The organism is Pseudomonas monteilii, from assembly GCA_001534745.1.
GTDB classification, from domain to species: Bacteria; Pseudomonadota; Gammaproteobacteria; order Pseudomonadales; family Pseudomonadaceae; genus Aquipseudomonas; species Aquipseudomonas alabamensis.
The window spans coordinates 641,595-666,680 of the sequence record CP013997.1; the positions used below are offsets into that span (position 1 = coordinate 641,595).

General features: G+C 63.5%; 22 protein-coding genes and 2 tRNA genes. 18 read left to right on the forward strand and 6 right to left on the reverse strand.

Annotation, left to right across the window (positions count from 1 at the left end):
- Nucleotides 1–477, forward strand: coding sequence for a transcription elongation factor GreA (gene greA / locus APT63_02910; GenBank protein ID AMA47772.1), 477 nt, complete (start codon nt 1–3; stop codon nt 475–477).
- Nucleotides 455–904, forward strand: coding sequence for an MFS transporter (locus tag APT63_02915; GenBank protein ID AMA44651.1), 450 nt, complete (start codon nt 455–457; stop codon nt 902–904). The genes greA and APT63_02915 overlap by 23 nt, the downstream gene beginning before the upstream one ends.
- Nucleotides 905–917: 13 nt before the next feature.
- On the opposite strand, the gene APT63_02920 is transcribed toward APT63_02915, so the two are convergent.
- Nucleotides 918–1,226: an RNA-binding protein gene (locus tag APT63_02920; protein AMA44652.1), complete on the reverse strand. Its 309-nt coding sequence runs from the start codon at nt 1,224–1,226 to the stop codon at nt 918–920.
- Nucleotides 1,227–1,328: 102 nt separating this feature from the next.
- Here APT63_02920 and APT63_02925 point away from each other — a divergent pair, with 102 nt between their 5' ends.
- The 16 genes from APT63_02925 to APT63_03000 all read left to right on the forward strand — a co-directional run bounded on the left by APT63_02925 (nt 1,329) and on the right by APT63_03000 (nt 17,328).
- Nucleotides 1,329–1,952, forward strand: a complete 624-nt coding sequence (locus APT63_02925; protein AMA44653.1) for a 23S rRNA methyltransferase — start codon at nt 1,329–1,331, stop codon at nt 1,950–1,952.
- Nucleotides 1,953–2,170: 218 nt separating this feature from the next.
- Nucleotides 2,171–4,084: an ATP-dependent metalloprotease gene (hflB, locus tag APT63_02930; GenBank protein ID AMA44654.1), complete on the forward strand. Its 1,914-nt coding sequence runs from the start codon at nt 2,171–2,173 to the stop codon at nt 4,082–4,084.
- Between the two features lie 8 nt (nt 4,085–4,092).
- The gene (gene folP / locus APT63_02935; protein AMA44655.1) at nt 4,093–4,944 is read left to right on the forward strand and encodes a dihydropteroate synthase; all 852 of its coding nucleotides are present in this window, start codon (nt 4,093–4,095) and stop codon (nt 4,942–4,944) included.
- Between the two features lie 20 nt (nt 4,945–4,964).
- Nucleotides 4,965–6,305 (forward strand): phosphoglucosamine mutase, encoded by a 1,341-nt coding sequence (gene glmM / locus APT63_02940; GenBank protein ID AMA44656.1) that lies wholly within the window; start codon nt 4,965–4,967, stop codon nt 6,303–6,305.
- A 66-nt stretch (nt 6,306–6,371) separates the two neighbouring features.
- Complete coding sequence (locus APT63_02945) at nt 6,372–7,127, forward strand: triose-phosphate isomerase (protein ID AMA44657.1); 756 nt, start codon at nt 6,372–6,374, stop codon at nt 7,125–7,127.
- Between the two features lie 4 nt (nt 7,128–7,131).
- Nucleotides 7,132–7,530, forward strand: coding sequence for a preprotein translocase subunit SecG (locus tag APT63_02950; protein ID AMA44658.1), 399 nt, complete (start codon nt 7,132–7,134; stop codon nt 7,528–7,530).
- 18 nt (nt 7,531–7,548) lie between these two features.
- Nucleotides 7,549–7,634, forward strand: a tRNA-Leu gene (locus APT63_02955).
- Between the two features lie 98 nt (nt 7,635–7,732).
- Nucleotides 7,733–7,809: transfer RNA gene (locus APT63_02960), tRNA-Met, on the forward strand.
- A 128-nt stretch (nt 7,810–7,937) separates the two neighbouring features.
- Nucleotides 7,938–8,396, forward strand: a complete 459-nt coding sequence (locus tag APT63_02965; GenBank protein AMA44659.1) for a ribosome maturation factor RimP — start codon at nt 7,938–7,940, stop codon at nt 8,394–8,396.
- 59 nt (nt 8,397–8,455) lie between these two features.
- Nucleotides 8,456–9,937 carry a transcription elongation factor NusA gene (nusA, locus tag APT63_02970; protein AMA44660.1) on the forward strand — a complete coding sequence of 494 codons (1,482 nt, stop codon included), beginning with the start codon at nt 8,456–8,458 and terminating at the stop codon, nt 9,935–9,937.
- Nucleotides 9,938–9,964: 27 nt separating this feature from the next.
- Entirely contained in the window at nt 9,965–12,499 is a 2,535-nt protein-coding gene (locus APT63_02975) for a translation initiation factor IF-2 (protein ID AMA44661.1), read from the forward strand.
- A 120-nt stretch (nt 12,500–12,619) separates the two neighbouring features.
- A complete protein-coding gene (locus tag APT63_02980) occupies nt 12,620–13,018 on the forward strand; it encodes a ribosome-binding factor A (protein AMA44662.1) in 399 nt (132 codons plus the stop codon).
- A 3-nt stretch (nt 13,019–13,021) separates the two neighbouring features.
- Nucleotides 13,022–13,939, forward strand: coding sequence for a pseudouridine synthase (locus APT63_02985; GenBank protein AMA44663.1), 918 nt, complete (start codon nt 13,022–13,024; stop codon nt 13,937–13,939).
- A gap of 147 nt (nt 13,940–14,086) precedes the next feature.
- The gene (locus APT63_02990) at nt 14,087–14,356 is read left to right on the forward strand and encodes a 30S ribosomal protein S15 (GenBank protein AMA44664.1); all 270 of its coding nucleotides are present in this window, start codon (nt 14,087–14,089) and stop codon (nt 14,354–14,356) included.
- A 251-nt stretch (nt 14,357–14,607) separates the two neighbouring features.
- A complete protein-coding gene (locus tag APT63_02995; GenBank protein ID AMA47773.1) occupies nt 14,608–16,713 on the forward strand; it encodes a polyribonucleotide nucleotidyltransferase in 2,106 nt (701 codons plus the stop codon).
- 261 nt (nt 16,714–16,974) lie between these two features.
- Nucleotides 16,975–17,328: a phospholipid-binding protein gene (locus APT63_03000; protein AMA44665.1), complete on the forward strand. Its 354-nt coding sequence runs from the start codon at nt 16,975–16,977 to the stop codon at nt 17,326–17,328.
- Nucleotides 17,329–17,435: 107 nt separating this feature from the next.
- On the opposite strand, the gene APT63_03005 is transcribed toward APT63_03000, so the two are convergent.
- The 5 genes from APT63_03005 to panB form a co-directional block, all read right to left on the reverse strand.
- Nucleotides 17,436–20,348, reverse strand: a complete 2,913-nt coding sequence (locus APT63_03005; GenBank protein ID AMA44666.1) for a hypothetical protein — start codon at nt 20,346–20,348, stop codon at nt 17,436–17,438.
- An 82-nt stretch (nt 20,349–20,430) separates the two neighbouring features.
- Nucleotides 20,431–21,300 carry a histidine kinase gene (locus tag APT63_03010; protein AMA44667.1) on the reverse strand — a complete coding sequence of 290 codons (870 nt, stop codon included), beginning with the start codon at nt 21,298–21,300 and terminating at the stop codon, nt 20,431–20,433.
- 128 nt (nt 21,301–21,428) lie between these two features.
- Nucleotides 21,429–23,093, reverse strand: a complete 1,665-nt coding sequence (locus tag APT63_03015) for a glucose-6-phosphate isomerase (protein AMA44668.1) — start codon at nt 23,091–23,093, stop codon at nt 21,429–21,431.
- Between the two features lie 213 nt (nt 23,094–23,306).
- Entirely contained in the window at nt 23,307–24,176 is an 870-nt protein-coding gene (locus APT63_03020; GenBank protein ID AMA44669.1) for a pantoate--beta-alanine ligase, read from the reverse strand.
- Entirely contained in the window at nt 24,173–24,973 is an 801-nt protein-coding gene (panB, locus tag APT63_03025) for a 3-methyl-2-oxobutanoate hydroxymethyltransferase (protein ID AMA44670.1), read from the reverse strand. The genes APT63_03020 and panB overlap by 4 nt, the downstream gene beginning before the upstream one ends.
- Nucleotides 24,974–25,086 lie beyond the last annotated feature (113 nt).

Genomic DNA, 25,086 nt, shown 5'->3' on the forward strand with positions numbered 1-25,086 from the left:
ATGACCAAGTACCCCATGACCGTTCAGGGCGCTCGCGCCCTGGAAGAGGAGCTGACCTTCCTGAGCAAGACCGAGCGTCCGCGCCTGAGCCAGGCTATCGGCGAAGCGCGCGAGCTGGGCGACCTGAAGGAAAACGCCGAATACCATGCCGCCCGTGAAGAGCAGGGCATGGTCGAGGCGCGTATCCGTGACATCGAAGGCCGCCTGCAGAACGCCGTGGTGATCGACGTCACCACCATCGCCCACACCGGCAAGGTCATCTTCGGCACCACCGTGCTGCTCGAGAACACCGAAACCGGCGATCAGGTGACCTACCAGATCGTCGGCGAGGACGAAGCCGACGTGAAGAAGGGCAAGCTGTCCAGCAGCGCCCCGATCGCCCGTGCCATCATCGGCAAGGAAGAAGGTGACACGGTGGTCGTCAAGACGCCCAACGGCACGGTCGAGTACGAGATTGTCGAAGTCAAGCACGTCTGACCGGCGCCTGCGGGCGCCGTCCCTCGAGGGCATCCTCTGGCAGCTGGCCCAGGTTTTCTGGGTCGGCGGCCTGTGGGTGTTCCACGTGGGGCTGGTGCCGGCGCTCAAGGTCAGCGGCCTGGCACCCTTGCTGGTGCAGGATGTCGCCGCGCAGATCGACCGTTGGCTGGTCGGCGTGGCATGGCTCGGGCTGATGATCCAGCTGGCGGTGCTGGCGCGGGTCGACGGTCTGCCGGCCTGGTGGCGTCAGTTCCGTGGGCAGATGCTGTTGCTGGGATTCACTGCCTGCGTGGCGTACTACACGCTGCGCTACGGCATTGCCGTCGGGGAGCGGTGGCAGATGCTCTGCTTCCTGACGCTGGGCTTTGCCGGCATCGTGCTGGTGGCCCAGCCGGTCCCCGTCAGGGCGCGCACGCCGCGCCGCTGAGGGGCTTCACCGCTTACTTGTAGCGGTGGACGTTCGACAGCTGCTTGTTCGGCTGCGGGTTCTTGCGGTAGATCAGGGCTTTCTTGCCGATGGTCTGCACCAGTTCGGCGCGGCCGACCTTGCACAGCTCGGCGATGGCCGCGGCACGTTCTTCGCGATCTTCCGAGCGGATCTCTACCTTGATCAGCTCGTGATCGGCCAGGGCGCGCTCCAGTTCGGCCACCACACCTTCGTTCACCCCATTGCCGGCGACGATCAGGACAGGCTTGAGGTCATGACCAATGGACTTGTACTGCTTCTTCTGCTCGTTATTGAGCGGCATAATCTGACCCTTTTCGTCTGATTCTGTAAAATTGACGGGCATTTTACCCGAGGGCCCGTGGCTCCGCCCAGTCAATCACGACGCATATCATCGAGGTGCCCCGTGGCGCAACGTTCCAAAAGCAGCCATAACTGGCTGAGAGAGCATTTCAACGACCCCTTCGTCAAACAGGCGCAGAAAGACGGCTACCGCTCGCGCGCCAGCTACAAGCTGCTGGAGATCCAGGAAAAGGACCGATTGATCCGCCCCGGCATGAGCGTGATCGACCTGGGCGCGGCCCCCGGTGGCTGGTCGCAGGTGACCAGTCGTCTGATCGGCGGGCAGGGGCGCCTGATCGCCTCCGACATCCTCGAGATGGACAGCATTCCCGACGTGACCTTCATCCAGGGCGACTTCACCCAGGACGAGGTGCTCGAGCGCATCCTGCAGGCGGTCGGCGATTCCCACGTGGACCTTGTGATTTCCGACATGGCCCCCAATATGAGTGGTACCCCCGAGGTCGACATGCCGCGGGCGATGTTCCTGTGTGAGCTGGCCCTGGATCTGGCCAGCCGTGTGTTGAAACCTGGCGGCGATTTCCTGATCAAGATATTCCAGGGAGAAGGCTTCGATCAGTACCTCAAGGACGTGCGTGGCAAGTTCGACAAGGTGCAGATGCGCAAGCCGTCCTCGTCGCGGGACCGTTCCCGCGAGCAATACCTGCTCGCCAGAGGTTGGAAGGGGTAGGGCGTGCCACAGGGCAGGCGCTGCCACGTCAAGTGATAGTTAATTCCAATCGGCGTTTTCTGACGGGCTTGTCGGATCTTCGTGTAGGCTAAGTTTCACAAAGGGTTACAGACGGCGCCTGCGGATGCGTAGGTAATGTAGTAAGTTACGCCGGTGAATATCATGCGAGGCACGGCCGCGTCGTGCGCCGGACCTCAGAGGGTAGCTAATTGAACGACATGGCAAAGAACCTGATCCTGTGGTTGATCATCGCGGCGGTCCTCGTGACGGTGATGAACAACTTCTCCAGCCCGAACGAGCCGCAGACCCTCAACTACTCCGACTTCATTCAGCAAGTGAAGGAAGGCAAGGTCGAGCGCGTGACCGTCGACGGCGCCGTCATCACGGGCAAGCGTACCGATGGCGACAACTTCAAGACCGTCCGCCCGGCCATCGCCGACAACGGCCTGATCGGCGATCTGGTCGACAACCGTGTCGTGGTCGAAGGCAAGCAGCCTGAACAGCAGAGCATCTGGACCCAGCTGCTGGTGGCCAGTTTCCCGATCCTGGTGATCATCGCGGTGTTCATGTTCTTCATGCGCCAGATGCAGGGTGGGGCCGGTGGCAAGGGCGGCCCGATGAGCTTCGGCAAGAGCAAGGCGCGCCTGCTTTCCGAGGACCAGGTCAAGACCACCCTGGCTGACGTCGCCGGGTGCGACGAGGCCAAGGAAGAAGTCGGCGAGCTGGTGGAATTCCTGCGTGATCCGGGCAAGTTCCAGCGCCTCGGTGGCCGCATCCCCCGCGGTGTGCTGATGGTCGGCCCGCCCGGCACCGGTAAGACCTTGCTGGCCAAGGCCATCGCCGGTGAAGCGAAGGTACCGTTCTTTACCATCTCCGGTTCGGACTTCGTCGAGATGTTCGTCGGTGTCGGCGCCAGCCGCGTGCGCGACATGTTCGAGCAGGCCAAGAAGCATGCACCGTGCATCATCTTCATCGACGAGATCGACGCCGTCGGCCGCCACCGTGGCGCCGGCATGGGTGGCGGTCACGACGAGCGCGAGCAGACCCTCAACCAGTTGCTGGTGGAGATGGACGGCTTCGAGATGAACGATGGCATCATCGTCATCGCCGCGACCAACCGTCCCGACGTGCTGGACCCGGCGCTGCTGCGTCCTGGCCGCTTCGACCGCCAGGTCGTGGTGGGGCTGCCGGACATCCGTGGCCGTGAGCAGATCCTCAAGGTGCACATGCGCAAGGCGCCGATCAGCGAGAACGTCAACGCGGCGGTCATCGCCCGTGGCACCCCTGGCTTCTCCGGTGCGGACCTGGCCAACCTGGTCAACGAGGCCGCGTTGTTCGCTGCCCGTTCAGGTAAGCGCACGATCGAGATGAAGGAATTCGAGCTGGCCAAGGACAAGATCATGATGGGCGCCGAGCGCAAGACCATGGTCATGTCCGAGAAAGAGAAGCAGAACACCGCTTACCACGAAGCCGGTCACGCCATCGTCGGTCGTGTGGTGCCTGAGCATGACCCAGTCTACAAGGTGTCGATCATCCCCCGTGGTCGCGCCCTGGGCGTGACCATGTTCCTGCCCGAGGAAGACCGCTACAGCCTGTCCAAGCGCGCGCTGATCAGCCAGATCTGCTCGCTGTACGGCGGCCGGATCGCCGAGGAAATGACCCTGGGCTTCGACGGTGTCACCACTGGCGCTTCGAACGACATCATGCGGGCCAGCCAGATCGCCCGGAACATGGTCACCAAGTGGGGCCTGTCGGAGAAGCTGGGTCCGCTGATGTATGCCGAGGAAGAGGGCGAAGTGTTCCTGGGTCGCGGCTCGTCGGGGCAGAACACCAGTGTCTCGGGTGAGACCGCCAAGCTGATCGACTCCGAAGTGCGCAGCATCATCGACCACTGCTACGACACCGCTCGCCAGATCCTCACGGAGAACCGCGACAAGCTCGATGCCATGGCCGAAGCGCTGATGAAGTACGAAACCATCGACGCCGACCAGATCGACGACATCATGGCCGGTCGCACCCCGCGCGAGCCGCGTGACTGGGACAACAACGACGCCGGGCCGTCCGGCACGCCGGCCGCGCCACAAGGCGATCGTCCCGAGTCCCCGATCGGTGGCCCTGCCGCTCAACACTAAGGGCGCCTATGAGCTCTCAGCAGTACCCCACCCGGTTGCCTTGCGGCAGCCGGGTGCTTGATCTGTCCCAGACCCATGTCATGGGCATTCTCAATGTCACCCCCGATTCCTTTTCCGACGGCGGCCAGTTCGCGCGTCGCGACGCGGCATTGCGCCACGCCGAGGCCATGGTGGCCGCCGGTGCGACGCTGATCGACGTCGGCGGCGAGTCGACCCGGCCGGGTGCGCGCGCCGTGTCGGTCACCGAGGAACTCGAGCGTGTGGCGCCCATGGTCGAAGCCATCGCGGCTCACCTGGACGTGATCGTGTCGGTCGATACCTCCACGCCCGCGGTCATGCGCGAAGCGGCGCGGCTCGGTGCTGGCCTGATCAACGACGTGCGCGCCCTCGAGCGCGACGGTGCACTGGATGCAGCGGCCGCCACCGGGTTACCCGTGTGCCTCATGCACATGCGCGGCGAGCCTGGCACCATGCAGGACGATCCTCGCTACGACGACGTGACCCAGGACGTGGCGCGCTACCTGGAATCGCGCATGGCAGCCTGTGCCGCCGCCGGTATCGACGCCAGCCGCATCGTGCTCGACCCGGGGTTCGGCTTCGCCAAGACCCTGGCCCACAACCTGAGCCTGTTCAAGCACCTCGAGGCGTTGCATCGCCTGGGTCGCCCGCTCTTGGTCGGCGTCTCGCGCAAGAGCATGATCGGCCTGACCCTGGAACGATCGGTCGACGAGCGACTCTATGGCAGCCTGGCGTTGGCTGCCTTGGCGATGACCAAGGGCGCGCGTATCCTTCGCGTCCATGATGTGCACGAGACCGTCGATATGGTGCGCATGATCGCTGCGGTGCAGAACGCCGAATAAAAGAATCCTGGAGCCTCGTCATGAGCAGAAAATACTTTGGTACCGACGGCATCCGTGGCCGTGTCGGTGAATACCCGATCACGCCCGACTTCATGCTCAAGCTCGGTTGGGCCGCAGGCATGGCCTTCCGCAAGCAGGGCAACTGCCGTGTGCTGGTCGGCAAGGACACGCGCATCTCCGGCTACATGTTCGAATCGGCCCTCGAGGCCGGGCTTTCCGCCGCCGGTGCCGACGTGATGCTGCTGGGACCGATGCCGACGCCGGCCATCGCCTATCTGACGCGCACCTTCCACGCCGAAGCCGGCATCGTCATCAGTGCCTCGCACAACCCCCACGACGACAACGGCATCAAGTTCTTCTCGGGCCAGGGCGTCAAGCTGCCCGACGACATCGAGCTGATGATCGAGGAACTGCTCGACCAGCCGATGACCGTGGTCGAGTCGAGCAAGCTGGGCAAGGTCTCGCGGATCAACGACGCCGCCGGTCGCTACATCGAGTTCTGCAAGAGCAGCGTGCCGAGCAGCACCGATTTCGCCGGCCTCAAGCTGGTGGTCGACTGTGCCCACGGCGCGACGTACAAGGTGGCCCCAAGCGTGTTCCGCGAGCTGGGCGCCGACGTCACCGTGCTGCATGCCCAGCCCGATGGGCTGAACATCAACGAGGGCTGTGGCTCGACGCACATCGAGTCGCTGCAGGCCGCCGTGCTGGTCGGGCATGCCGATCTGGGCATCGCCTTCGATGGCGACGGTGACCGCGTGCTGATGGTCGACCACACCGGTGCGATCGTCGACGGTGACGAACTGCTGTTCATCATCGCCCGCGACCTGCAGGAGCGCGGCAAGCTGCACGGGGGTGTGGTCGGTACCCTGATGAGCAACCTGGGCCTTGAGCTGGCCCTGGGCGAGCTGGGCATTCCGTTCGCGCGCGCCAAGGTCGGCGACCGTTACGTGATGGCCGAACTGCAAGAGCGCGACTGGCAGCTCGGTGGCGAGAACTCCGGGCACGTGGTGTGCTGCAACCACACCACCACCGGTGATGCGATCATCGCTGCCTTGCAAGTGCTGATGGCGCTCAAGCGTCGCGGCGAGACGCTGGCCCAGGCCCGCCAGGCGCTGCGCAAGTGCCCGCAGGTGCTGATCAACGTGCGCTTCTCTGGCAGCGACGTCGACCCGCTGGAACATCCCGAGGTCAAGCAGGCCAGCGCCGAGGCGACCGAGGCCATGGCCGGGCGTGGCCGCGTGCTGCTGCGCAAGTCGGGGACCGAGCCGCTGGTGCGGGTGATGGTCGAGGGCGACGACGAAGGCCAGGTGCGCAAGCATGCCGAATCGTTGGCCAAACTGGTCACCGAGGTTTGTGCGTGAAAGAGGCTTGCCAGCGCGAATCCGTTTGGATAAGATCTGCGCCCACTTTGATCGACGAGGTAAAGCATGCGTCGCCCCATGGTAGCTGGTAACTGGAAAATGCACGGTACCCGCGCCAGCGTCGCTGAGCTTGTCTCCGGCCTAAGCAGGCTGGCCCTTCCGGGCAGTATCGAAGTGGCGGTATTCCCCCCTGAGTTGTTCATCCATCGCGTTGTCGAGGGTGTGCAAGGCACGGGAATACTCATCGGGTCACAGAATTCTGCGGTACAGCCTGGGCAAGGCGCGTTGACCGGTGAAATATCACCGGCTCAACTGGCCGATGCAGGGTGCACACTGGTCCTGATCGGGCACTCCGAGCGACGCCAATTGATAGGCGAAGATGACGACGTGCTCAATCGCAAGTTTGCAGCTGCCCAGGAAAGTGGTTTGAAGCCCGTGCTGTGTATTGGGGAAACCCTTGAAGAGCGCGAGGCGGGCAAGACGCTGGAAGTTGTCGGCCGGCAGTTGAACAGTATCATCGATGCATTGGGTGTTACGGCCTTTGCCAATGCGGTCATTGCCTACGAGCCTGTTTGGGCCATCGGTACAGGGCTGACGGCGACGCCTCAGCAGGCCCAGGATGTGCACGCCGCGATCCGAAGCCAGCTGGCGGCAAAGGATGCCGAGATCGCCGCCAACGTACAGATCCTGTACGGCGGTAGCGTCAAGGCAGCCAATGCGGTTGAGTTGTTCGGCATGCCGGATATCGATGGGGGGCTCATTGGTGGAGCGTCCCTGAACGCAGACGAATTCGGTGCAATTTGTCGCGCCGCAGGAAACTGAACAAATGCTGGAAACAGTCGTAGTCGTTTTTCATCTGTTGGGTGCCATCGGGGTTATCGCGCTGGTGTTGCTGCAACAGGGTAAAGGTGCGGAAGCCGGTGCCTCGTTTGGCGCAGGTGCTTCGAATACCGTATTCGGTAGTCAGGGCTCCGCAACGTTCCTCAGTAAAATCACTGCTATACTTGCTGCCTCTTTCTTTTTGACAGCACTTGGGTTAGGATACTTCGCAAAGCAGAAAGCACATGAGCTTTCTCAAGCCGGTCTTCCAGATCCAGCGGTCATGGAAGTTCAGCAGCAACAAAAACCGGTATTGAATGATGATGTACCGGTGCTCCAAGAACAGAAGAGCGCAACGACCCCTAACACGGGTGATGTACCTCCTCCGGCTGAAGAGCAGCAGTAACAGGTTTCATGTAGTATTGCCGAGGTGGTGGAATTGGTAGACACGCAACCTTGAGGTGGTTGTGCCCATAGGGTGTAGGGGTTCGAGTCCCCTTCTCGGTACCAATTGAAGCATGAGAGCCCGCTGTTGCGGGCTTTCTTGCAGGTGGAGGTCAGATTGACCCCTTCGCGGGTTCGGTCTTATACTTTCGCTCCAGCGTTGACGCGGGGTGGAGCAGTCTGGTAGCTCGTCGGGCTCATAACCCGAAGGTCGTTGGTTCAAATCCAGCCCCCGCAACCAATGTCAGCGGAGCCCCTTCACAGGGGCTTTTTGTTAGCTGAACAGTCTTAGCGCCGTTGTCCGACGGCGTATCAGGGATGGGCGCTTCGCCCATTTTTTATTTGCACAGCATGCACGAGGGGGTTCAGGTGTCGAGCAAGCTAGAACAGTTGCAGGCCTTGCTGGCCCCGGTTGTCGAGGGTCTGGGCTACCAATGCTGGGGGATCGAATTCATCTCCCAAGGCAAGCATTCGGTCCTGCGTATCTACATCGACAAAGAGGGCGGCATCCTGGTGGACGACTGCGAAGCGGTCAGCCGTCAGGCCAGTGGCGTACTGGATGTAGAAGATCCAATCAGCTCCGAATATACCCTCGAAGTGTCTTCTCCCGGCATGGACCGGCCGCTGTTCACCCTTGAACAGTTTGCCCTGCATGCCGGTGAACAAGTGAAGATCAAACTGCGTACGCCGTTCGAAGGGCGGCGTAACTTCCAAGGCCTTCTCCGCGGTGTGGAGGAGCAGGACGTGGTGGTTCAGGTAGACACCCACGAGTTCCTGTTGCCGATCGACTCGATCGACAAGGCCAATATCATTCCCAGTTTTGACTGAGACGTGCCTGGCCCGGCGGAGATTCCGGGTCTGAAGGCTTGCGCAAGGCGAGGCGTACGATGAGCAAAGAAGTACTGCTGGTTGTTGAATCGGTATCCAACGAAAAGGGCGTTCCGCCCGGCGTCATTTTCGAGGCGCTGGAAGTGGCCCTGGCCACCGCGACCAAGAAGCGTTTTGAAGACGAAGTCGACCTGCGTGTGGAAATCAACCGCCACACCGGTAGCTACGAAACCTTCCGTCGCTGGACCGTGGTCGAGGAAGACGACCTGGACGATCCGGCCATTGAAGTCTGGCCGAGCAAGATCCAGGAAAGCCACCCCGAGGCCAAAGTCGGTGACGTGATCGAAGAAAAGATCGAGTCCATCGAGTTCGGACGCATCGCCGCCCAGACCGCCAAGCAGGTCATCGTACAGAAGGTCCGCGAGGCCGAGCGTGCGCAGATCGTCGACGCCTACCGCGAGCGCGTCGGTGAAATCATCTCGGGTACGGTCAAGAAAGTCACCCGCGACAACGTCATCGTCGACCTGGGCAATAATGCCGAGGCCCTGTTGGCGCGTGAGGACATCATTTCCCGCGAGACCTTCCGGGTCGGCGTGCGCCTGCGTGCGCTGCTCAAGGAAATCCGTACCGAAAACCGTGGTCCGCAGCTGATCCTGTCGCGTACCGCCCCACAGATGCTGATCGAGCTGTTCCGGATCGAAGTCCCGGAAATCGCCGAGGGTCTGATCGAAGTGATGGCTGCGTCCCGTGATCCGGGTTCGCGTGCCAAGATCGCCGTGCGCTCGAAGGATAAGCGCATCGACCCGCAAGGTGCCTGCATCGGCATGCGTGGCTCGCGCGTCCAGGCCGTTTCCGGCGAACTGGGTGGCGAGCGCGTGGATATCGTCCTCTGGGACGAGAACCCGGCACAATTCGTCATCAACGCCATGTCGCCCGCTGAAGTGGCAGCCATCATCGTCGACGAGGATGCCCATGCCATGGACATCGCCGTGGCCGAGGACAACCTCGCCCAGGCGATCGGTCGTGGCGGTCAGAACGTTCGCCTGGCCAGCCAGCTGAGCGGCTGGACCTTGAACGTGATGACCGAGAAGGACATCCAGGCCAAGCAGCAGGCCGAGACTGGCGATATCCTGCGCAACTTCATCGAAGAGCTGGAAGTCGATGAAGAACTGGCTCAGGTGCTGGTCGACGAAGGCTTCACCAGCCTGGAAGAAATTGCCTACGTACCGTTGGAAGAAATGCTCAACATCGACGGCTTCGACGAAGACATCGTCAACGAGCTTCGCGCTCGTGCCAAGGATCGTTTGTTGACCAAGGCCATCGCTACCGAGGAAAAACTGGCAGACGCTCACCCGGCCGAAGACTTGCTCTCCCTCGAGGGCATGGACGACGACCTGGCAGCGGAACTGGCGGTGCGCGGCGTGGTTAACCGCGAAGACCTGGCCGAGCAGTCGATTGACGACCTGCTCGACATCGACGGCATCGACCAAGAGCGTGCCGGCAAGTTGATCATGGCCGCCCGAGCCCACTGGTTCGAGTAATTAGGCGCGGCCTGAGGAGAGAAGTGCATGACGCAAGTCACGGTGAAAGAACTGGCCCGAGAGGTCGAAGCACCGGTAGAGCGCCTGCTGCAGCAGATGCGTGAGGCAGGTCTGCCGCACACCGACGCCGGTCAGGTAGTGACCGACAATGAAAAGCAGGTTTTGCTGAACCACCTGAAAAGTGGCCACAAGGCCAAGGCGGAAGAGCCGCGCAAGATCACCTTGCAGCGCAAGACCACCAGCACCCTGCGTGTCGCCGGTAGCAAGAGCATCAGCGTAGAAGTACGCAAGAAGAAAGTATTCGTTCAGCGCAGCCAGGAAGAGATCCAGGCGGAGCAGAAGCGCGAGCTCGAAGAGCGTCGTGCCGCCGAAGAAGCCGCGCGTGTCAAGGCCAACGCCGATTCCCGTCAGCGCATCGAGGAGCAATCCCGTCGCGAGTCGGGTGCAGCGCCCAAGGCCGCACCTGCCGCTGCACCTGCTGCCGCTGCACCGGCACCGGCTCCGGCCGCCGCACCTGCGGCCAACGCACCGACGTCCGAAGACGCCGCTGCGCGAGCTGCCGAGCGCAAGAAGGACGACGCCCGTCGTGGCGAGCGTGCCCGTGAGGACGATCGTCGTGGCGAGCGCCGCAACGAAGCGCCGCGCGTGTCGGTGAAGGTCAAGGTCAAAGAGAAAGAGAAGGCCCCGACGCCGCGTGCCGCGCCGCGTACCACCGAAGAAGAAAGCGATGGTTTCCGTCGCGGTCGCGGTGGCAAGGGCAAGCTGAAGAAGCGCAACCAGCATGGCTTCCAGAGCCCGACCGGCCCGATCGTCCGTGACGTCACCCTCGGCGAGACCATCACCGTCTCCGAGCTGGCACAGCAGATGGCCGTCAAGGGCGCTGAAGTCGTCAAGTTCATGTTCAAGCTGGGCACGCCCGTCACCATCAACCAGGTGCTGGACCGTGAGACCGCACAGCTGGTCGCCGAAGAGCTGGGCCACAAGGTCAAGCTGGTCAGCGACACTGCGCTGGAAGACTCCCTGGCCGAATCGCTGAAGTTCGAAGGCGAGACCGAATCGCGTGCACCGGTGGTGACCGTGATGGGTCACGTCGACCACGGCAAGACCTCGCTGCTCGACTACATTCGTCGTGCCAAGGTCGCCGCAGGCGAGGCCGGTGGTATCACCCAGCACATCGGTGCCTACCACGTGGAAACCGACCGCGGCATGGTCACCTTCCTCGATACCCCGGGCCACGCCGCGTTCACCGCGATGCGTGCCCGTGGTGCCAAGGCGACCGACATCGTCATCCTGGTGGTGGCAGCGGACGACGGCGTGATGCCGCAGACCCGCGAAGCCGTCCAGCATGCCAAGGCAGCGGGCGTTCCGCTGGTCGTGGCGGTGAACAAGATCGACAAGCCGGGTGCCGACCTCGACCGCATCCGCAACGAGCTGTCCGTCGAAGGCGTGACCTCCGAGGACTGGGGTGGTGACACGCCGTTCGTGAAGGTCTCGGCGAAGATGGGTACCGGTGTCGACGAGCTGCTCGAAGCCGTCCTGCTGCAGGCCGAGATCCTCGAGCTGAGCGCGACGCCGACCGCTCCAGGTCGTGGCGTCGTGGTCGAATCGCGTCTCGACAAGGGCCGTGGTCCGGTCGCTACCATCCTGGTTCAGGACGGTACGCTGCGTCAGGGCGACATGGTGCTGTGCGGTTCCAACTACGGCCGCGTCCGTGCCATGCTCGACGAGAACGGCAAGCCTGTGAAGGAAGCCGGCCCGTCGATTCCGGTCGAGATCCTCGGCCTGGATGGTACGCCGGAAGCCGGTGACGAGCTGTCCGTGGTCGCCGACGAGAAGAAAGCCCGTGAAGTGGCGATGTTCCGTCAAGGCAAGTACCGCGAGGTCAAGCTGGCCCGCGCCCACGCCGGCAAGCTGGAAAACATCTTCGAGACCATGGGTCAGGAAGAGAAGAAGACCCTCAACATCGTGCTCAAGACCGATGTGCGCGGTTCCCTGGAAGCGCTGCAAGGCTCGCTCGGCGGGCTGGGCAACGACGAAGTCCAGGTGCGTGTGGTCGGTGGCGGCGTCGGTGGTATCACCGAGAGCGATGCCAACCTGGCGCTGGCGTCCAACGCCGTGCTGTTCGGCTTCAACGTGCGTGCCGATGCCGGTGCGCGCAAGATCGTCGAGCAGGAAGGTTTGGATATGCGTTACTACAACGTGATCTACGACATCATCGAAGACGTCAAGAAAGCCCTGACCGGCATGCTCGGCAGCGATGTTCGCGAGAACATCCTGGGCGTCGCCGAAGTGCGTGACGTGTTCCGTTCGCCGAAGTTCGGCGCCATCGCTGGCTGCATGGTCATCGAAGGCACCGTCTACCGCAACCGTCCGATCCGCGTACTGCGCGAGGACGTGGTGATCTTCGAAGGCGAGCTGGAATCGCTGCGTCGCTTCAAGGACGACGCTGCCGAAGTGCGTTCGGGCATGGAGTGCGGCATCGGCGTCAAGAGCTACAACGACGTCAAGGTCGGCGACAAGATCGAAGTCTTCGAGAAGGTCCAGGTGGCACGTACGCTCTAAGCGATGTGTCAGGGAGAACGTCGGGTCGTCTTCTGCGAGGCCCGATCGCTCTCTACAAACAGCGCCCGGTCAGGCTTTCGCCTGGTCGGGCGTTTGCCGCTTCAGTGACAGGTAACAACGATGGCAAAAGAATACAGCCGTACCCAACGTATCGGCGATCAGATGCAGCGCGAACTGGCTGAGCTGATTCGTCGCGAGGTCAAGGATCCCCGTGTCGGTCTGGTGACCATCACCGCCGTGGACGTCAGCCGTGACCTGGGCCATGCCAAGGTGTTCATCACCGTCATGGGTGCCGACGGTTCCGACACCGTGGCGCAGACCCTCAAGGCGCTCAACAGCGCCGCCAGCTTCCTGCGCCTGCACCTGGGCCGCGCGATGAACCTGCGCAGCGTCCCGCAGCTGCACTTCCACTTCGACGAGAGCATCAGCCGGGGTGCCCACCTGTCGGCGCTGATCGAGCGCGCGGTGGCCGAAGACCGTCAGCACCAGGATGCCGACAAGCCGGACGCCGAGGAGTAAGCGGTGGCCCAGGTCAAACGTATCCGTCGTAACGTCAGCGGCATCATCCTGCTCGACAAGCCCTTGGGCTTCACGTCCAATGCGGCCCTGCAGAAGGTGCGCTGGCTGCTCAATGCCGAGAAGGCCGGCCACACCGGCAGCCTCGATCCGCTGGCCACCGGCGTGCTGCCGCTGTGCTTCGGGGAGGCGACCAAGTTCTCCCAGTACCTGCTCGATTCCGACAAGGGCTACGAGACGGTCATGCAGCTGGGCCAGACCACCAACACTGCCGACGCCGAAGGCGAGGTGCTGTGCACGCGCGAGGTGACCGTCGGTCGCCCCGACATCGACGCTGCACTGCCGCAGTTCCGGGGTCCGATCAGCCAGGTACCGCCGATGTACTCGGCGCTCAAGCGCGATGGCCAGCCGTTGTATAAACTGGCACGTGCAGGAGAGGTAGTGGAGCGCGAGGCGCGTTCTGTTACTATTAACCACCTGGAACTGCTCGACGTCGATGGCACACGTGCCAGACTGTCGGTGGGTTGCAGCAAAGGCACCTACATCCGCACGCTGGTCGAGGATATCGGCGAAGTGCTCGGATGCGGCGCCTACGTCGCCGAGTTGCGGCGTACGCAGGCCGGTCCCTTCGACCTGGCCCGTACGGTGACGCTCGAGGCGCTCGAACAGGCTCATGCCGAAGGCGGACACGAAGCGCTCGATCGCTTCCTGCTCCCTTCCGACAGCGGCCTGCTCGACTGGCCGCTGGTGCAGTTGTCGGAACACAGTGCGTTCTACTGGCTGCATGGGCAGGCAGTAAGGGCACCGGAAGCACCGGCCTTCGGCATGGTGCGCGTACAGGATCACGACGGTCGCTTCATCGGTATCGGTGAAGTGAGCGAAGACGGGCGTATCGCGCCGCGTCGCTTGATTCGGTCGGAATGACCGAAACCATGGGCAAAGGCTTCGGCCGATGCCCGTGGACCGAGGATGGCTGTCAATAGGCACGGTCACGCCTCTTACATTAATACAGGGCTCCGTCCCTGGCCTATTGGACCCCGCGTGCGGGATCCGTTTATCAGGAGAAGCCACATGGCCCTCAGCGTCGAAGAAAAAGCTCAGATCGTTGCAGACTATCAGCAAGCCGCCGGCGACACCGGTAGCCCGGAAGTTCAGGTTGCCCTGCTGACCTTCAACATCAACAAGCTTCAAGGCCACTTCAAGGCCAACGAGAAAGACCACCACTCGCGTCGTGGCCTGATCCGCATGGTTAACCAGCGTCGTAAGCTGCTGGACTACCTCAAGGGCAAGGACACCACCCGTTACAGCGCCCTGATCGGTCGCCTGGGCCTGCGTCGCTAATAGCGGCTCGGCCACGTGGTGCACATGGCGTGTTGCGGTCTCGAGCATCGCTGCCTGGCAGCGGTGCACGAGAACAGGTCATGTTCGTCGAAGAGGTTGGCGGTCTGGTCTGGTCGAGCGATGTTCAGCTCGGCCAGCCAGGCTTCCAACCTTTTGTTTTATCTGGACGGTCGACAGGGCCGATTCCCTGTACTGCCCAAGCATTCGCAAGAAACCCGTTTCCCCCAGAGCCATTGAAGAAGGTAGAAACCGTGAACCCGGTCATCAAGACATTCCAGTTCGGTCAGTCGACCGTTACGCTCGAAACGGGCCGCATTGCCCGCCAGGCCTCCGGCGCCGTGCTGGTCACCGTCGATAACGACGTGACCGTGCTGGTCACCGTGGTCGGTGCCAAGCAGGCCGATCCGAGCAAGAGCTTCTTCCCGCTGTCCGTGCACTACCAGGAAAAGACCTACGCCGCCGGCAAGATCCCAGGTGGTTTCTTCAAGCGTGAAGGCCGTCCTTCCGAGAAAGAGACCCTGACCTCGCGCCTGATCGACCGTCCGATCCGTCCGCTGTTCCCCGAAGGGTTCATGAACGAAGTGCAGGTCGTCTGCACCGTCGTCTCCACCAGCAAGAAGACCGATCCGGACATCGCCGCGATGATCGGTACCTCGGCTGCCCTGGCCATCTCCGGTATTCCGTTCGAAGGCCCGATCGGCGCCGCCCGTGTTGCCTTCCATGAAAGCACCGGCTACCTGCTGAACCCGACCTACGAGCAACTGGCTGCCTCCAGCCTCGACATGGTCGTGGCCGGTACCGACTCCGCCGTGCTGATGGTCGAATCCGAAGCCAAGGAACTGACCGAAGACCAGATGCTGGGCGCCGTGCTGTTCGCCCACGACGAGTTCCAGGCCGTCATCAAGGCCGTCAAGGAACTGGCTGCCGAAGCCGCCAAGCCGACCTGGGAGTGGCAGCCTGCCGCCGCCAACACCGCACTGCTCGACGCCGTGCGTGGCGAGTTTGGCGCAGCCATCTCCGAAGCCTACACCATCACCCTGAAAGCCGATCGCTATGCCCGTCTGGGCGAGCTGCGCGACCAGGTCGTGGCACGCTTCAGCAACGAAGAAACCGGCCCGAGCGCTGGCGCGGTCAAAGAGATCTTCGGTGAGCTGGAATACCGCACCGTCCGCGAGAACATCGTCAACGGCAAGCCGCGTATCGACGGCCGTGACACCCGCACCGTGCGTCCGCTGAACATCGAAGTCGGCGTTCTGCCCAAGACCCACGGTTCGGCCCTGTTCACCCGTGGCGAAACCCAGGCCCTGGTCGTCGCGACCCTGGGTACTGCCCGTGACGCCCAGCTGCTGGACACCCTGGAAGGCGAGAAGCGCGATGCCTTCATGCTGCACTACAACTTCCCGCCGTTCTCGGTGGGTGAGTGCGGCCGCATGGGCGGCGCCGGTCGTCGTGAAATCGGTCACGGCCGCCTGGCCCGTCGTGGCGTTCAGGCCATGCTGCCGAGCGACAGCGAATTCCCGTACACCATCCGTGTGGTCTCGGAAATCACCGAATCCAACGGTTCCAGCTCCATGGCCTCGGTCTGCGGTGCTTCGCTGGCCCTGATGGACGCCGGTGTCCCGATGAAGGCCCCCGTGGCCGGTATCGCCATGGGCCTGGTCAAGGAAGGCGACAAGTTCGCGGTCCTGACCGACATCCTGGGTGACGAAGACCACCTGGGCGACATGGACTTCAAGGTGGCCGGTACTGCCAAGGGCGTTACCGCGCTGCAGATGGACATCAAGATCAACGGCATCACCGAAGAGATCATGGAGATCGCCCTGGGCCAAGCCCTGGAAGCGCGCCTGAACATCCTCGGCCAGATGAACCAGATCATCGCCCAATCGCGTACCGAGCTTTCGGCCAACGCGCCGACCATGATCGCGATGAAGATCGACACCGACAAGATCCGTGACGTCATCGGTAAAGGCGGCGCGACCATCCGTGCCATCTGCGAAGAGACCAAGGCGTCGATCGACATCGAAGACGACGGCTCGATCAAGATCTTCGGCGAAAGCAAAGAAGCGGCCGAGGCTGCGCGTCAGCGCGTGCTGAGCATCACCGCCGAAGCCGAGATCGGCAAGATCTACGTCGGCAAGGTCGAGCGTATCGTCGACTTCGGTGCCTTCGTCAACATCCTGCCGGGCAAAGACGGTCTGGTGCACATCTCCATGCTCAGCAACGAGCGCGTGGAGAAGGTCACCGACATCCTCAAGGAAGGTCAGGAAGTCGAAGTGCTGGTACTGGACGTGGACAACCGTGGCCGTATCAAGCTGTCGATCAAGGACGTCGCCGCGGCCAAGGCCTCGGGCGTCTAAGCACGACACTGCGTCAAGAAAGGGCCCCTCGTGGGCCCTTTTTCATGCCCGCCGTGCGAAGGCATGCGGCAAGCTTGCATCTTGCCTGCAAAAAAACGCGACAGTATGCAATTTGCACGACGCATAATATTCCGCTAGCTGATAAGCTGTTGATTTAAAAGGGTTTTATTAAGAATTGAACCTGGCATCGCTTGTGCACTCTGATAAGTACTGACGCCGCAAAGACTGGCTCAGCCCTATCGAAGACCAGGAGTGTTCCGTATGAAGAAGTTCGCCATTGCTGCCGCTACTGCTACCGCTCTGACGCTGACCATGGCTAACGCCGCTTTCGCTCAGCAGTCTGCACAGGCACCTATGACGCTGGCGGCCAACACGACTACCCAAGAAGTCAAGCAAGACACCTCTGACACCTGGATCACCACCAAGGTCAAAGCTGACCTGCTGACCGAGAAAGGCATTCCAGGCAGCGACATCAAAGTCGAAACCAACAAAGGCGTGGTTTCCCTGTCCTCCGACGTGAAAGTCAGCGAGTCGCAGAAAGAAGTCGCCGTCTCGATCGCCAAGAAGATCAAAGGCGTTCAGGCTGTTTCGGCTGACGGCCTGAAAGCCGAATAAGCACCCAGCGAGTGGCCAGACGGATCTGGCCAACGTTGACCAAGACCCCCGGCAGCGATGCCGGGGGTCTTTTCGTTTGCGCCTCGTGTTCGGTCGGCAGACGTAGCTTATTCAGCGTCCAGGTGCAGCGGCGTGACGATACGGCCGTCAGGTCGTGCGGTGCCCAGGGTCGTGTCGATGAAGTAGACGCGTTCGTCCGCCAGCTTGCCGTGGCTGACCAGGTAATCCTTGATGCTGCCGGCACGCTCCTGCCCGAGCAGCCGCAGCAGGGTAGGGCTTTTCGCCCATGTGTCGAGAAGGGCATCGCGCAGCCGTGCGGTACGTTGCGCGGCATCGAGGCGCTCCCATTCGGCGGGCGGCTGCTGCTTGAGCCGTGTGCGGTAGATGCCTTCGAGCAACGCAGGCTTGTCTTCGTCCTTGACCTGCAGCAGCGAAGCGTCAGCGGGCACCTTGTCGCCGCGGCGCTGGAGGACTTTGTACCACGTGGTCTGGTACTCCCGCTCCAGGCGCTGCTGGGCGATCAGCGGGCCGTCGCTGGCCTGCGCACTGGTGCCTTCAATCTCCAGGCGTAGCTTGGGTCGCTTGGCCAGGGCTGCGGCCAAGGTATCCAGGGAGGCGCGCGCCGAGGCGTCCAGTTCGCTCGAGCCAGGGACGAAGCTGACCGTGCTCAAGTCCTCGGCATCGCCCCCGGCGACCAGGCCACCGATGAAGCGGAAGGGCGATTGCACCGCGCGCAGGGCCAGGTTGCGCAAGGTCTGCCAGACGATCGGCATGACCTGGAACTGCGGGTTGCGCAGGTCGCCCGAGACGGGCAAGGACAACGAGATGGTGCCCTTGCTGTCCTTGAGCAGCGCCACCGCCAGGCGGATCGGCAGGTCGAGCGCGTCGGGGCTGTCGACCCGTTCGCCCAGTTGCAGCTGTTCGACGACCACTTCGTTCTCGGCCACCAGTCGCCCCTGGGTGATCACGTAGTGCAGGTCCAGGTTGAGCCGGCCCTTGCGGATGCGGTAGCCGGCGAACTTGCCGGCATAGGGCGTCAATGTGGTCAGCTCGACACGCCTGAAGCCGGCGGCGATGTCCAGGCTGGCCATGGGGTCGAAGGGGTTGAGCTTGCCATTGATCGCGACCGGCGCATAACGGTCGACCTTGCCCTCGATGTCGATCCGGGCGGGCTCGGCGCGGCGGTTGTCGATCGTGCCGATGGTGCCGTGAAGCTGCTGGACGGCCGTGGCGAAGAACGGCGTGAGGGTGAAGTCGGCGAAATTCGCCGCACCGTTCTTGATCAGCGTACGGCCGATGTGAATGCCCAGGGCCGGTTCGGACGGGGTACTGGTACGTGCCTGCTGACGCTGGGCCTTTTCCGACGGCGTCTCGATGAGCAGGTCGTCGATGTTGGTGCTGCGGTCTTCGTTGATCATGAACCGCGCATAGGGCTGGTCGAGCGTGGCCGTGTCGACTGTCAATGCATCGCCCTGCACGTATGACAGCCCCTCGAGGGTCAGGCGCTGCCATTTCAGCAGGTCGCGGTCCTTGAGGGTGTCGAGGGTATGCAGCTGGTCCACCTGGGCCTTGCCGGTCACGGTGAACGCCAGAGGCTCCATGCGCTCGAGGTCCACCTTCAGGTCGCTGTCGAGTCGGCCACTGCGCAGCTCGAGGCGGATGTGCGGGGTGATGTAGGCCTGGGCGATGCGCAGGTCGAGGTCGCGGGTGACGACATCGAGCTGGGCGCTGACCGGTGCGAGATTGACCTGGCCTGTTGCCTGGAGCCGGCCCTCCTTGCCCACGCCCGTGTCGAGCGTAAGGGTGAAGGGGGTCTTGTTCAGGCTGTCGAAGCGTTTCACGTCCAGGTTCAGCGGGCCGACGTCCAACAGGACGGGCTCTGCCGGACGACGGTCCGCGAGGTGCACCCGGTACCCTCGCAGGCGTGTATCGTTGACGCGTATCTGCCAGGGGGTGCCAGTGGTCTTTGGCGAACGCGGTGTCGCCTCGTTGCGGGCGGTGCGAGCGGAGGTGTCCGCAGGCGGGGCTAGCAGCGCCTGCCAGTCGAGTCGACCATCTGCCTCGAGCGCGACCCAGGTCTCCAGGTTGTCGCTGCGCAAGGTGCCGATGTCGACAGTCTGCCGGACCAGGTCAACGGACGCGTCACGTGCACGCAGGTTGGCGACACGCAGCAGTTTCGAGCCATCGCGGGTCTTGAGGGCGAAGGGCGCAATGGTCAGCGAGGCCTTGTCCAGTACCAGCTCGGTCCGTCGGGTCAGGTCGAGACGATACCGGGTCTCGAGGTTGAAGCGTCCGTCTTCCAGCACCAGAGGCACGTTATCGCGGACATACGGCCACCAGAGCTTCATCTGCCCGTCGGTGATCTTCAGCGTGCCCTGGGAGCGGAACGGCAGCAGGCTGAACGTGCCGGCCCAGTCGATCTGTCCGCCGTCGGGCCCCTTGGCCACCAGGGTCATCTCGGCGTCGTCGCCCGGTAGCGTGCTCAGGTGCTTCAACTCCAGGTTCAGCGAATCGTACAGCAGCACGATCGGCTCGCTCGGGCGAGCGTCGCGCACACGCAGGTAGCCGTCATTGATCCGCACCTGGTCGATGCGCACGGGTAGCGGCCTGGCCTCGGGCTCGTCCGCTGCCGTTGGGGACTTGGGCAGCGTGAACAACTGGGCAAGGTTGAGCGTACCGTCCTTGGCGAACGCCACCTGGGTGCGGGGCTTGTCCAGCTCGACCTCGCTCAGGTGCAGGACGCCGCGCCAGGCGCTGCCCAGCCGCAGATGCCCGTACAGCCGCTCGAACCCCAGGGTTGGCTTGTCCGGTGCGCCGATCTTCAGGCCCCAGAGCGTCAGTTCGAGGCTGAAAGGGTTGAATTCCAGGCGTTGCAGCTCGGCCGGAACCGTCGCGTACTGCTGCAACTGCTGGTTGGCGATGCGCAGGGCGACGCCCGGCAGGATGAAGAAACCGATCAGGCCGTACAGGGCCACGAGGGCCAACAGGGCCGCGGCAAGGCGGCTCACTCCTTTGATCATGTCAGCAGTCGTCTGTCGCGAGCGGGGGAGGGTTGGAGTCTGGCAGGGTGCTTGGGTTCCGAGGGCCATCACCCAGCCTGTTTCAGGTGATGCCCATGCGTCGCCGCGCCCGGTACAGCGAGCTGTCACGCACGGCCCAGCGCAGGATCGGCGCGATGCCATGCACGCCCACGCGCGTCAGGCGGCGCTCGATCGGGCCCAGTTGCAGGCCGAGCAGGTGCTGGCCCCACTCCGGGACCAGGTCGATGCCGGCGTTGAGCATCAGCTTGCCCACGGGCACCGCCAGACGACTCGGGGCCGGTGCGTCGAGCAGCACCTGCACCACTTCGAGGCTGTGGGCGTCGCAACGCAGTTCCGGGCGCGCGGCTTCCAGGTACCTGGCGATCTCGGCACGGTTGCGGGGCACGCCGCGTGCCCCCAGGCGCTCGGCGGTCAGGGCCACTTCGTCGTAGTAGCGGTCCTGGTCGGCGGGCGTCATGTGCGGATCGTGATAGCGCAGGTGTGCGGCCAGAAAGCTGCTGACCTCGGCCACGTGCACCCAGGTCAGCAGGTCCGGGTCGCTGGCGGCATAGGGCCTGCCATCCGGGGCGGTGCCCACCACATGCAGGTGGACCTTGCGCACTTTCTCGATCAGCCAGTCAGTGTCCCGAGTCGAGCCGAACGTGGTGCCGGCCACGAACTGCCCGGTACGCCGCAGCCGACCGATCAAGTCCTTGCGGAAATTGGAGTGATCCCAGACCCCGGCCAGGGCCAGGGGGTGCAGCAGCTGCAACAGCAGCGCGCTGATACCGCCGATCAGCATGCTGGTGAAGTCACCATGCACGCGCCAGCACACGCTCTGTGGGCCGAACAGGCCGGGGTCGCCCTTGGGGTTTTCCAGGTCGAGCTGGCCGAGGGCCAGACCGGTCATGCTGAGCACCTGGGTTTCGATACGTCGGCGAATGGCTTCCATGGCGACCTGCGGTTAGGCCTTTCGAAGCGATCGGCCGTGGGTGAGAGGACGGCTGTGCGGTGGTCGAGTGGCTCACGGGCCGGCCGAGCCTCGAGGCAGGCCGACCCATGAGCGACGGGGCAGGGCGATCAGCCGCGGTGGCGTCCGCGGAAGTAGTTGATCAGGCCCTGGGTCGAGCCATCATCGGCGGCCTGCGCTTCGCTGCCGACCAGACGCTGGTAGACGCCCTTGCCCAGCTCCTTGCCCAGCTCCACGCCCCACTGGTCGAAGGCATTGATGCCCCAGATGACGCTTTGCACGAACACCTTGTGCTCGTACATGGCCACCAGGGCGCCCAGCCGGCGTGGGCTGATGCGTTCGACCACCAAGGTGTTGCTCGGCCGGTTGCCGGGGATGACCTTGTGCGGCGCGACGCGCTGGACTTCGGCCTCAGGCAGGCCTTTTTCGCGCAGTTCGGCTTCGGCTTCTTCGCGGGTCTTGCCCAGCATCAGGGCCTGGCTCTGGGACAGGCAGTTGGCATACAGCCACTGGTGGTGGTCGGCGACCGGGTTGAAGCTCACCACCGGCACGATGAAGTCGGCCGGGATCAGCTGGGTGCCCTGGTGCAGCAACTGGTGATAGGCGTGCTGACCGTTGCAGCCTACGCCGCCCCAGATCACTGGCCCGGTGTCGATCTTCACCGGGCTGCCGTCCTGCAGCACGCTCTTGCCGTTGGACTCCATGTCCAGTTGCTGCAAGTGCTTGGTGATGTTGCGCAGGTAATGGTCGTACGGCAGGATCGCGTGGCTCTGCGCACCCCAGAAGTTGCCGTACCAGACGCCCAGCAGCCCCAGCAGGACCGGCATGTTCTGTTCGAACGGCGCGTTCTGGAAGTGCTGGTCCATGGTGTAGGCGCCCGACAGCAACTCCTTGAAGTTGGCAGTGCCGATGGCCAGGGCGATCGGCAGGCCGATGGCCGACCACAGCGAATAACGACCGCCTACCCAGTCCCACATCGGGAAGATGTTCTCTTCACGGATGCCGAACGCCACGGCCGCGGTCTTGTTGCTCGAGACCGCGATGAAGTGACGGTACAGCTCGGCTTCCGACCCGCCCTGCGCCAGGTACCAGGCGCGCGCTGCGGTGGCATTCTTCAGGGTTTCGAGGGTGTTGAAGGACTTCGACGACACGATGAACAGTGTGGTCTCGGCGCGCAGGCGGGCCGAGAGTTCGTGGAATTCGCTGCCATCGATATTGGCCAGGTAATGGCAACGTACGCCGCGCTGGGCGTAGGGCGTCAATGCCTCGGACACCAGTTCCGGGCCCAGGAAGGAGCCGCCGATACCGATGTTCACCACGTCGGTGATGGGCTTTTCGCTGTAGCCGCGCCACAGGCCGTCATGGATACGCCCGACCAGCTCGGTGATCTGGTTCAGTACCTTGTGCACCTCCGGCATCACGTCGGTGCCGTTGACCTCCAGCTTGTCACCGATCGGACGACGCAGGGCGGTGTGCAGCACCGGACGGCCTTCGGAGGCGTTGATGATCTCGCCCGAGAACATCGAGCCGATGGCCTCCTTGAGGCCGACGTCCTGGGCCAGCTTCACCAGCAGGTCACGGGTCTCTTCGTTGATCAGGTTCTTCGAGTAGTCGAGAAACAAACCACAGCTGCTGAGGGAGAAATGCTCGAAACGCTGGGCGTCCTCGGCGAATGCCTCGCGCATGCTGAATCCTTGCATGGCGTCGCGGTGCCGCTGGAGCGCATGCCAGGCAGGCAGCGCCGTCACATCATGTGGGGTACGGTAATACGCCATTGCGAATGGTTCCCTAGGTGCGTTGACTTGCCTTGGACACTGGCCGACGCGGCCAGTTGCAGGCATGCAGGCATTATAGGCACACGTCAGGAACGGATGGACAGGCACACAGGGCGCCAGGCGCGTGAAACCACAGGGACGGTCGTCGAAAGACAGGCCTGCGAAGCCGGGTCGACTTCACAGCGCCTGTCGGGAGAGCAGGGCCAGTCGTGCTCAGGCGTCAGGTGACACGCGCTGGAGCTTGACGTGCACGTTGTCGATCAGTCGCGTGGTGCCCAGGTAGGCCGCCGCGATGATGACCACATCGTCGTCCTCGGCCTGGGCCGGTTGCAGGGTGACCGCGTGGCGGATCTCCAGGTAGTCGGGCCGCAGCCCGGCGGCCAGCAGCCTGGCCTGGGCAGCGCTGATCTGCTGGGCAAAGTCGCGCGTGCCCTGGCGCAGCGCTTCGGCAATGCCGCTCAGGACCTGATACAGCACGGGTGCGACGGCGCGCTGGGTGGCGTCGAGGTAGCCGTTGCGCGACGACAGGGCCAGGCCATCGGCCGCGCGCACGGTCGGCTCACCGAGGATCTGCACCGGCAGGTTCAGGTCGCGGACCATGGCGCGGATCACCGCCAGTTGCTGGAAGTCCTTTTCGCCGAACACGGCCAGGTCCGGCTGCACCATGTTGAACAGCTTGCTGACCACCGTCGCCACGCCTTCGAAATGCCCAGGACGGCTGGCGCCGCACAGGCCTTCGGACAGGTAGGGCACGCTGACCCGGGTCTGCACGGCCATGCCATCGGGGTACATGTCCTCGACCCCCGGTGCGAACAGCAGGTTGCAGCCGGCGTCGAACAGCTTCTCCTGATCGGCCGCCAGGGTGCGCGGGTAGTTGCCCAGGTCCTCGTTGGCGCCGAACTGCAGCGGGTTGACGAAGATGCTGGCGACCACGAAGTCGGCGCGCTGCGCGGCCTTGGTCACCAGGGCCACATGACCGCTGTGCAGGTTGCCCATGGTCGGCACGAAGCCGATCCGCTTGCCTTCCCCGCGTGCGCGGGCCACGGCGGCACGCAGTTCCCGGACGGTCTTGACGGTATTCATGCGCTGAATCCATGTTCGGTGGCAGGGAAGGTGACGTGTTTGACGGCCTCGACATAGGCTGCCAGGGCGCTCGGGATGTCCGGCTGGCCGGCCATGAAGTTCTTCACGAACCGCGGCGAGCGACCGCTCAGCGACAGGCCGAGCATGTCGTGCAGCACCAGCACCTGGCCATCTGTGGCGCTGCCGGCACCAATGCCGATCACTGGTACGCTGGCGGCCTGGCTGATCTGTGCGGCCAACTCGGTGGGCACGCATTCGAGCAGGAGCATGGCGGCGCCGGCGCGCTCCAGGGCCAGGGCGTCTTCACGCAACTGCTGGGCCTGGCTTTCCTGGCGACCTTGCACCTTGTAGCCGCCCATCACGTTCACCGTCTGCGGGGTCAGGCCCAGGTGCGCGCACACCGGCACCCCACGTTCGGCCAGGCGGGTGATGGTCTCGGCCAGCCAGGCCGCGCCTTCGATCTTGATCATGTGGGCGCCTGCCTGCATCAGCGTGGCGCTGTTGGCGAAGGCCTGCTCCGGCGTGGCATGGGCCATGAAGGGCAGGTCGGCCAGGATCAGCGAGCGGGGCGCGGCGCGTTTAACGCAGGCGGTGTGGTAGGCCATGTCGGTGACACTGACCGGCAAGGTGCTGTCATGCCCTTGCAGCACCATGCCCAGCGAATCACCCACCAGCAGAACCTCCACACCTGCATCACTGGCGGCCTTGGCGAAGGTCGCGTCGTAGCAGGTGAGCATGGTGATCTTTTCCCCCTTGGCCTTCAGGCCGTACAGGGTGGTCAGGGTGACGTCAGGCATGTGGCATTCCTCGTTGGCGTCGCAGGCAGGCCGGTTCGCTCCGGCTGCCATGGCGTCGGCACATCATCGTACGTGATGTTCATGGTCTACGGCCGTGACGGCAGGGGCCACGG

Coding starts and splice junctions, on each gene's coding strand:
- APT63_03015 (AMA44668.1), bottom strand. CDS start 23,093: ATGGCGTATTACCGTACCCCACATGATGTGACGGCGCTGCCTGCCTGG.
- APT63_02975 (AMA44661.1), top strand. CDS start 9,965: ATGACGCAAGTCACGGTGAAAGAACTGGCCCGAGAGGTCGAAGCACCG.
- folP (AMA44655.1), top strand. CDS start 4,093: ATGAGCTCTCAGCAGTACCCCACCCGGTTGCCTTGCGGCAGCCGGGTG.
- APT63_03000 (AMA44665.1), top strand. CDS start 16,975: ATGAAGAAGTTCGCCATTGCTGCCGCTACTGCTACCGCTCTGACGCTG.
- APT63_03005 (AMA44666.1), bottom strand. CDS start 20,348: ATGATCAAAGGAGTGAGCCGCCTTGCCGCGGCCCTGTTGGCCCTCGTG.
- APT63_02920 (AMA44652.1), bottom strand. CDS start 1,226: ATGCCGCTCAATAACGAGCAGAAGAAGCAGTACAAGTCCATTGGTCAT.
- greA (AMA47772.1), top strand. CDS start 1: ATGACCAAGTACCCCATGACCGTTCAGGGCGCTCGCGCCCTGGAAGAG.
- panB (AMA44670.1), bottom strand. CDS start 24,973: ATGCCTGACGTCACCCTGACCACCCTGTACGGCCTGAAGGCCAAGGGG.
- glmM (AMA44656.1), top strand. CDS start 4,965: ATGAGCAGAAAATACTTTGGTACCGACGGCATCCGTGGCCGTGTCGGT.
- hflB (AMA44654.1), top strand. CDS start 2,171: ATGGCAAAGAACCTGATCCTGTGGTTGATCATCGCGGCGGTCCTCGTG.
- nusA (AMA44660.1), top strand. CDS start 8,456: ATGAGCAAAGAAGTACTGCTGGTTGTTGAATCGGTATCCAACGAAAAG.
- APT63_03020 (AMA44669.1), bottom strand. CDS start 24,176: ATGAATACCGTCAAGACCGTCCGGGAACTGCGTGCCGCCGTGGCCCGC.
- APT63_02950 (AMA44658.1), top strand. CDS start 7,132: ATGCTGGAAACAGTCGTAGTCGTTTTTCATCTGTTGGGTGCCATCGGG.
- APT63_02945 (AMA44657.1), top strand. CDS start 6,372: ATGCGTCGCCCCATGGTAGCTGGTAACTGGAAAATGCACGGTACCCGC.
- APT63_03010 (AMA44667.1), bottom strand. CDS start 21,300: ATGGAAGCCATTCGCCGACGTATCGAAACCCAGGTGCTCAGCATGACC.
- APT63_02990 (AMA44664.1), top strand. CDS start 14,087: ATGGCCCTCAGCGTCGAAGAAAAAGCTCAGATCGTTGCAGACTATCAG.
- APT63_02980 (AMA44662.1), top strand. CDS start 12,620: ATGGCAAAAGAATACAGCCGTACCCAACGTATCGGCGATCAGATGCAG.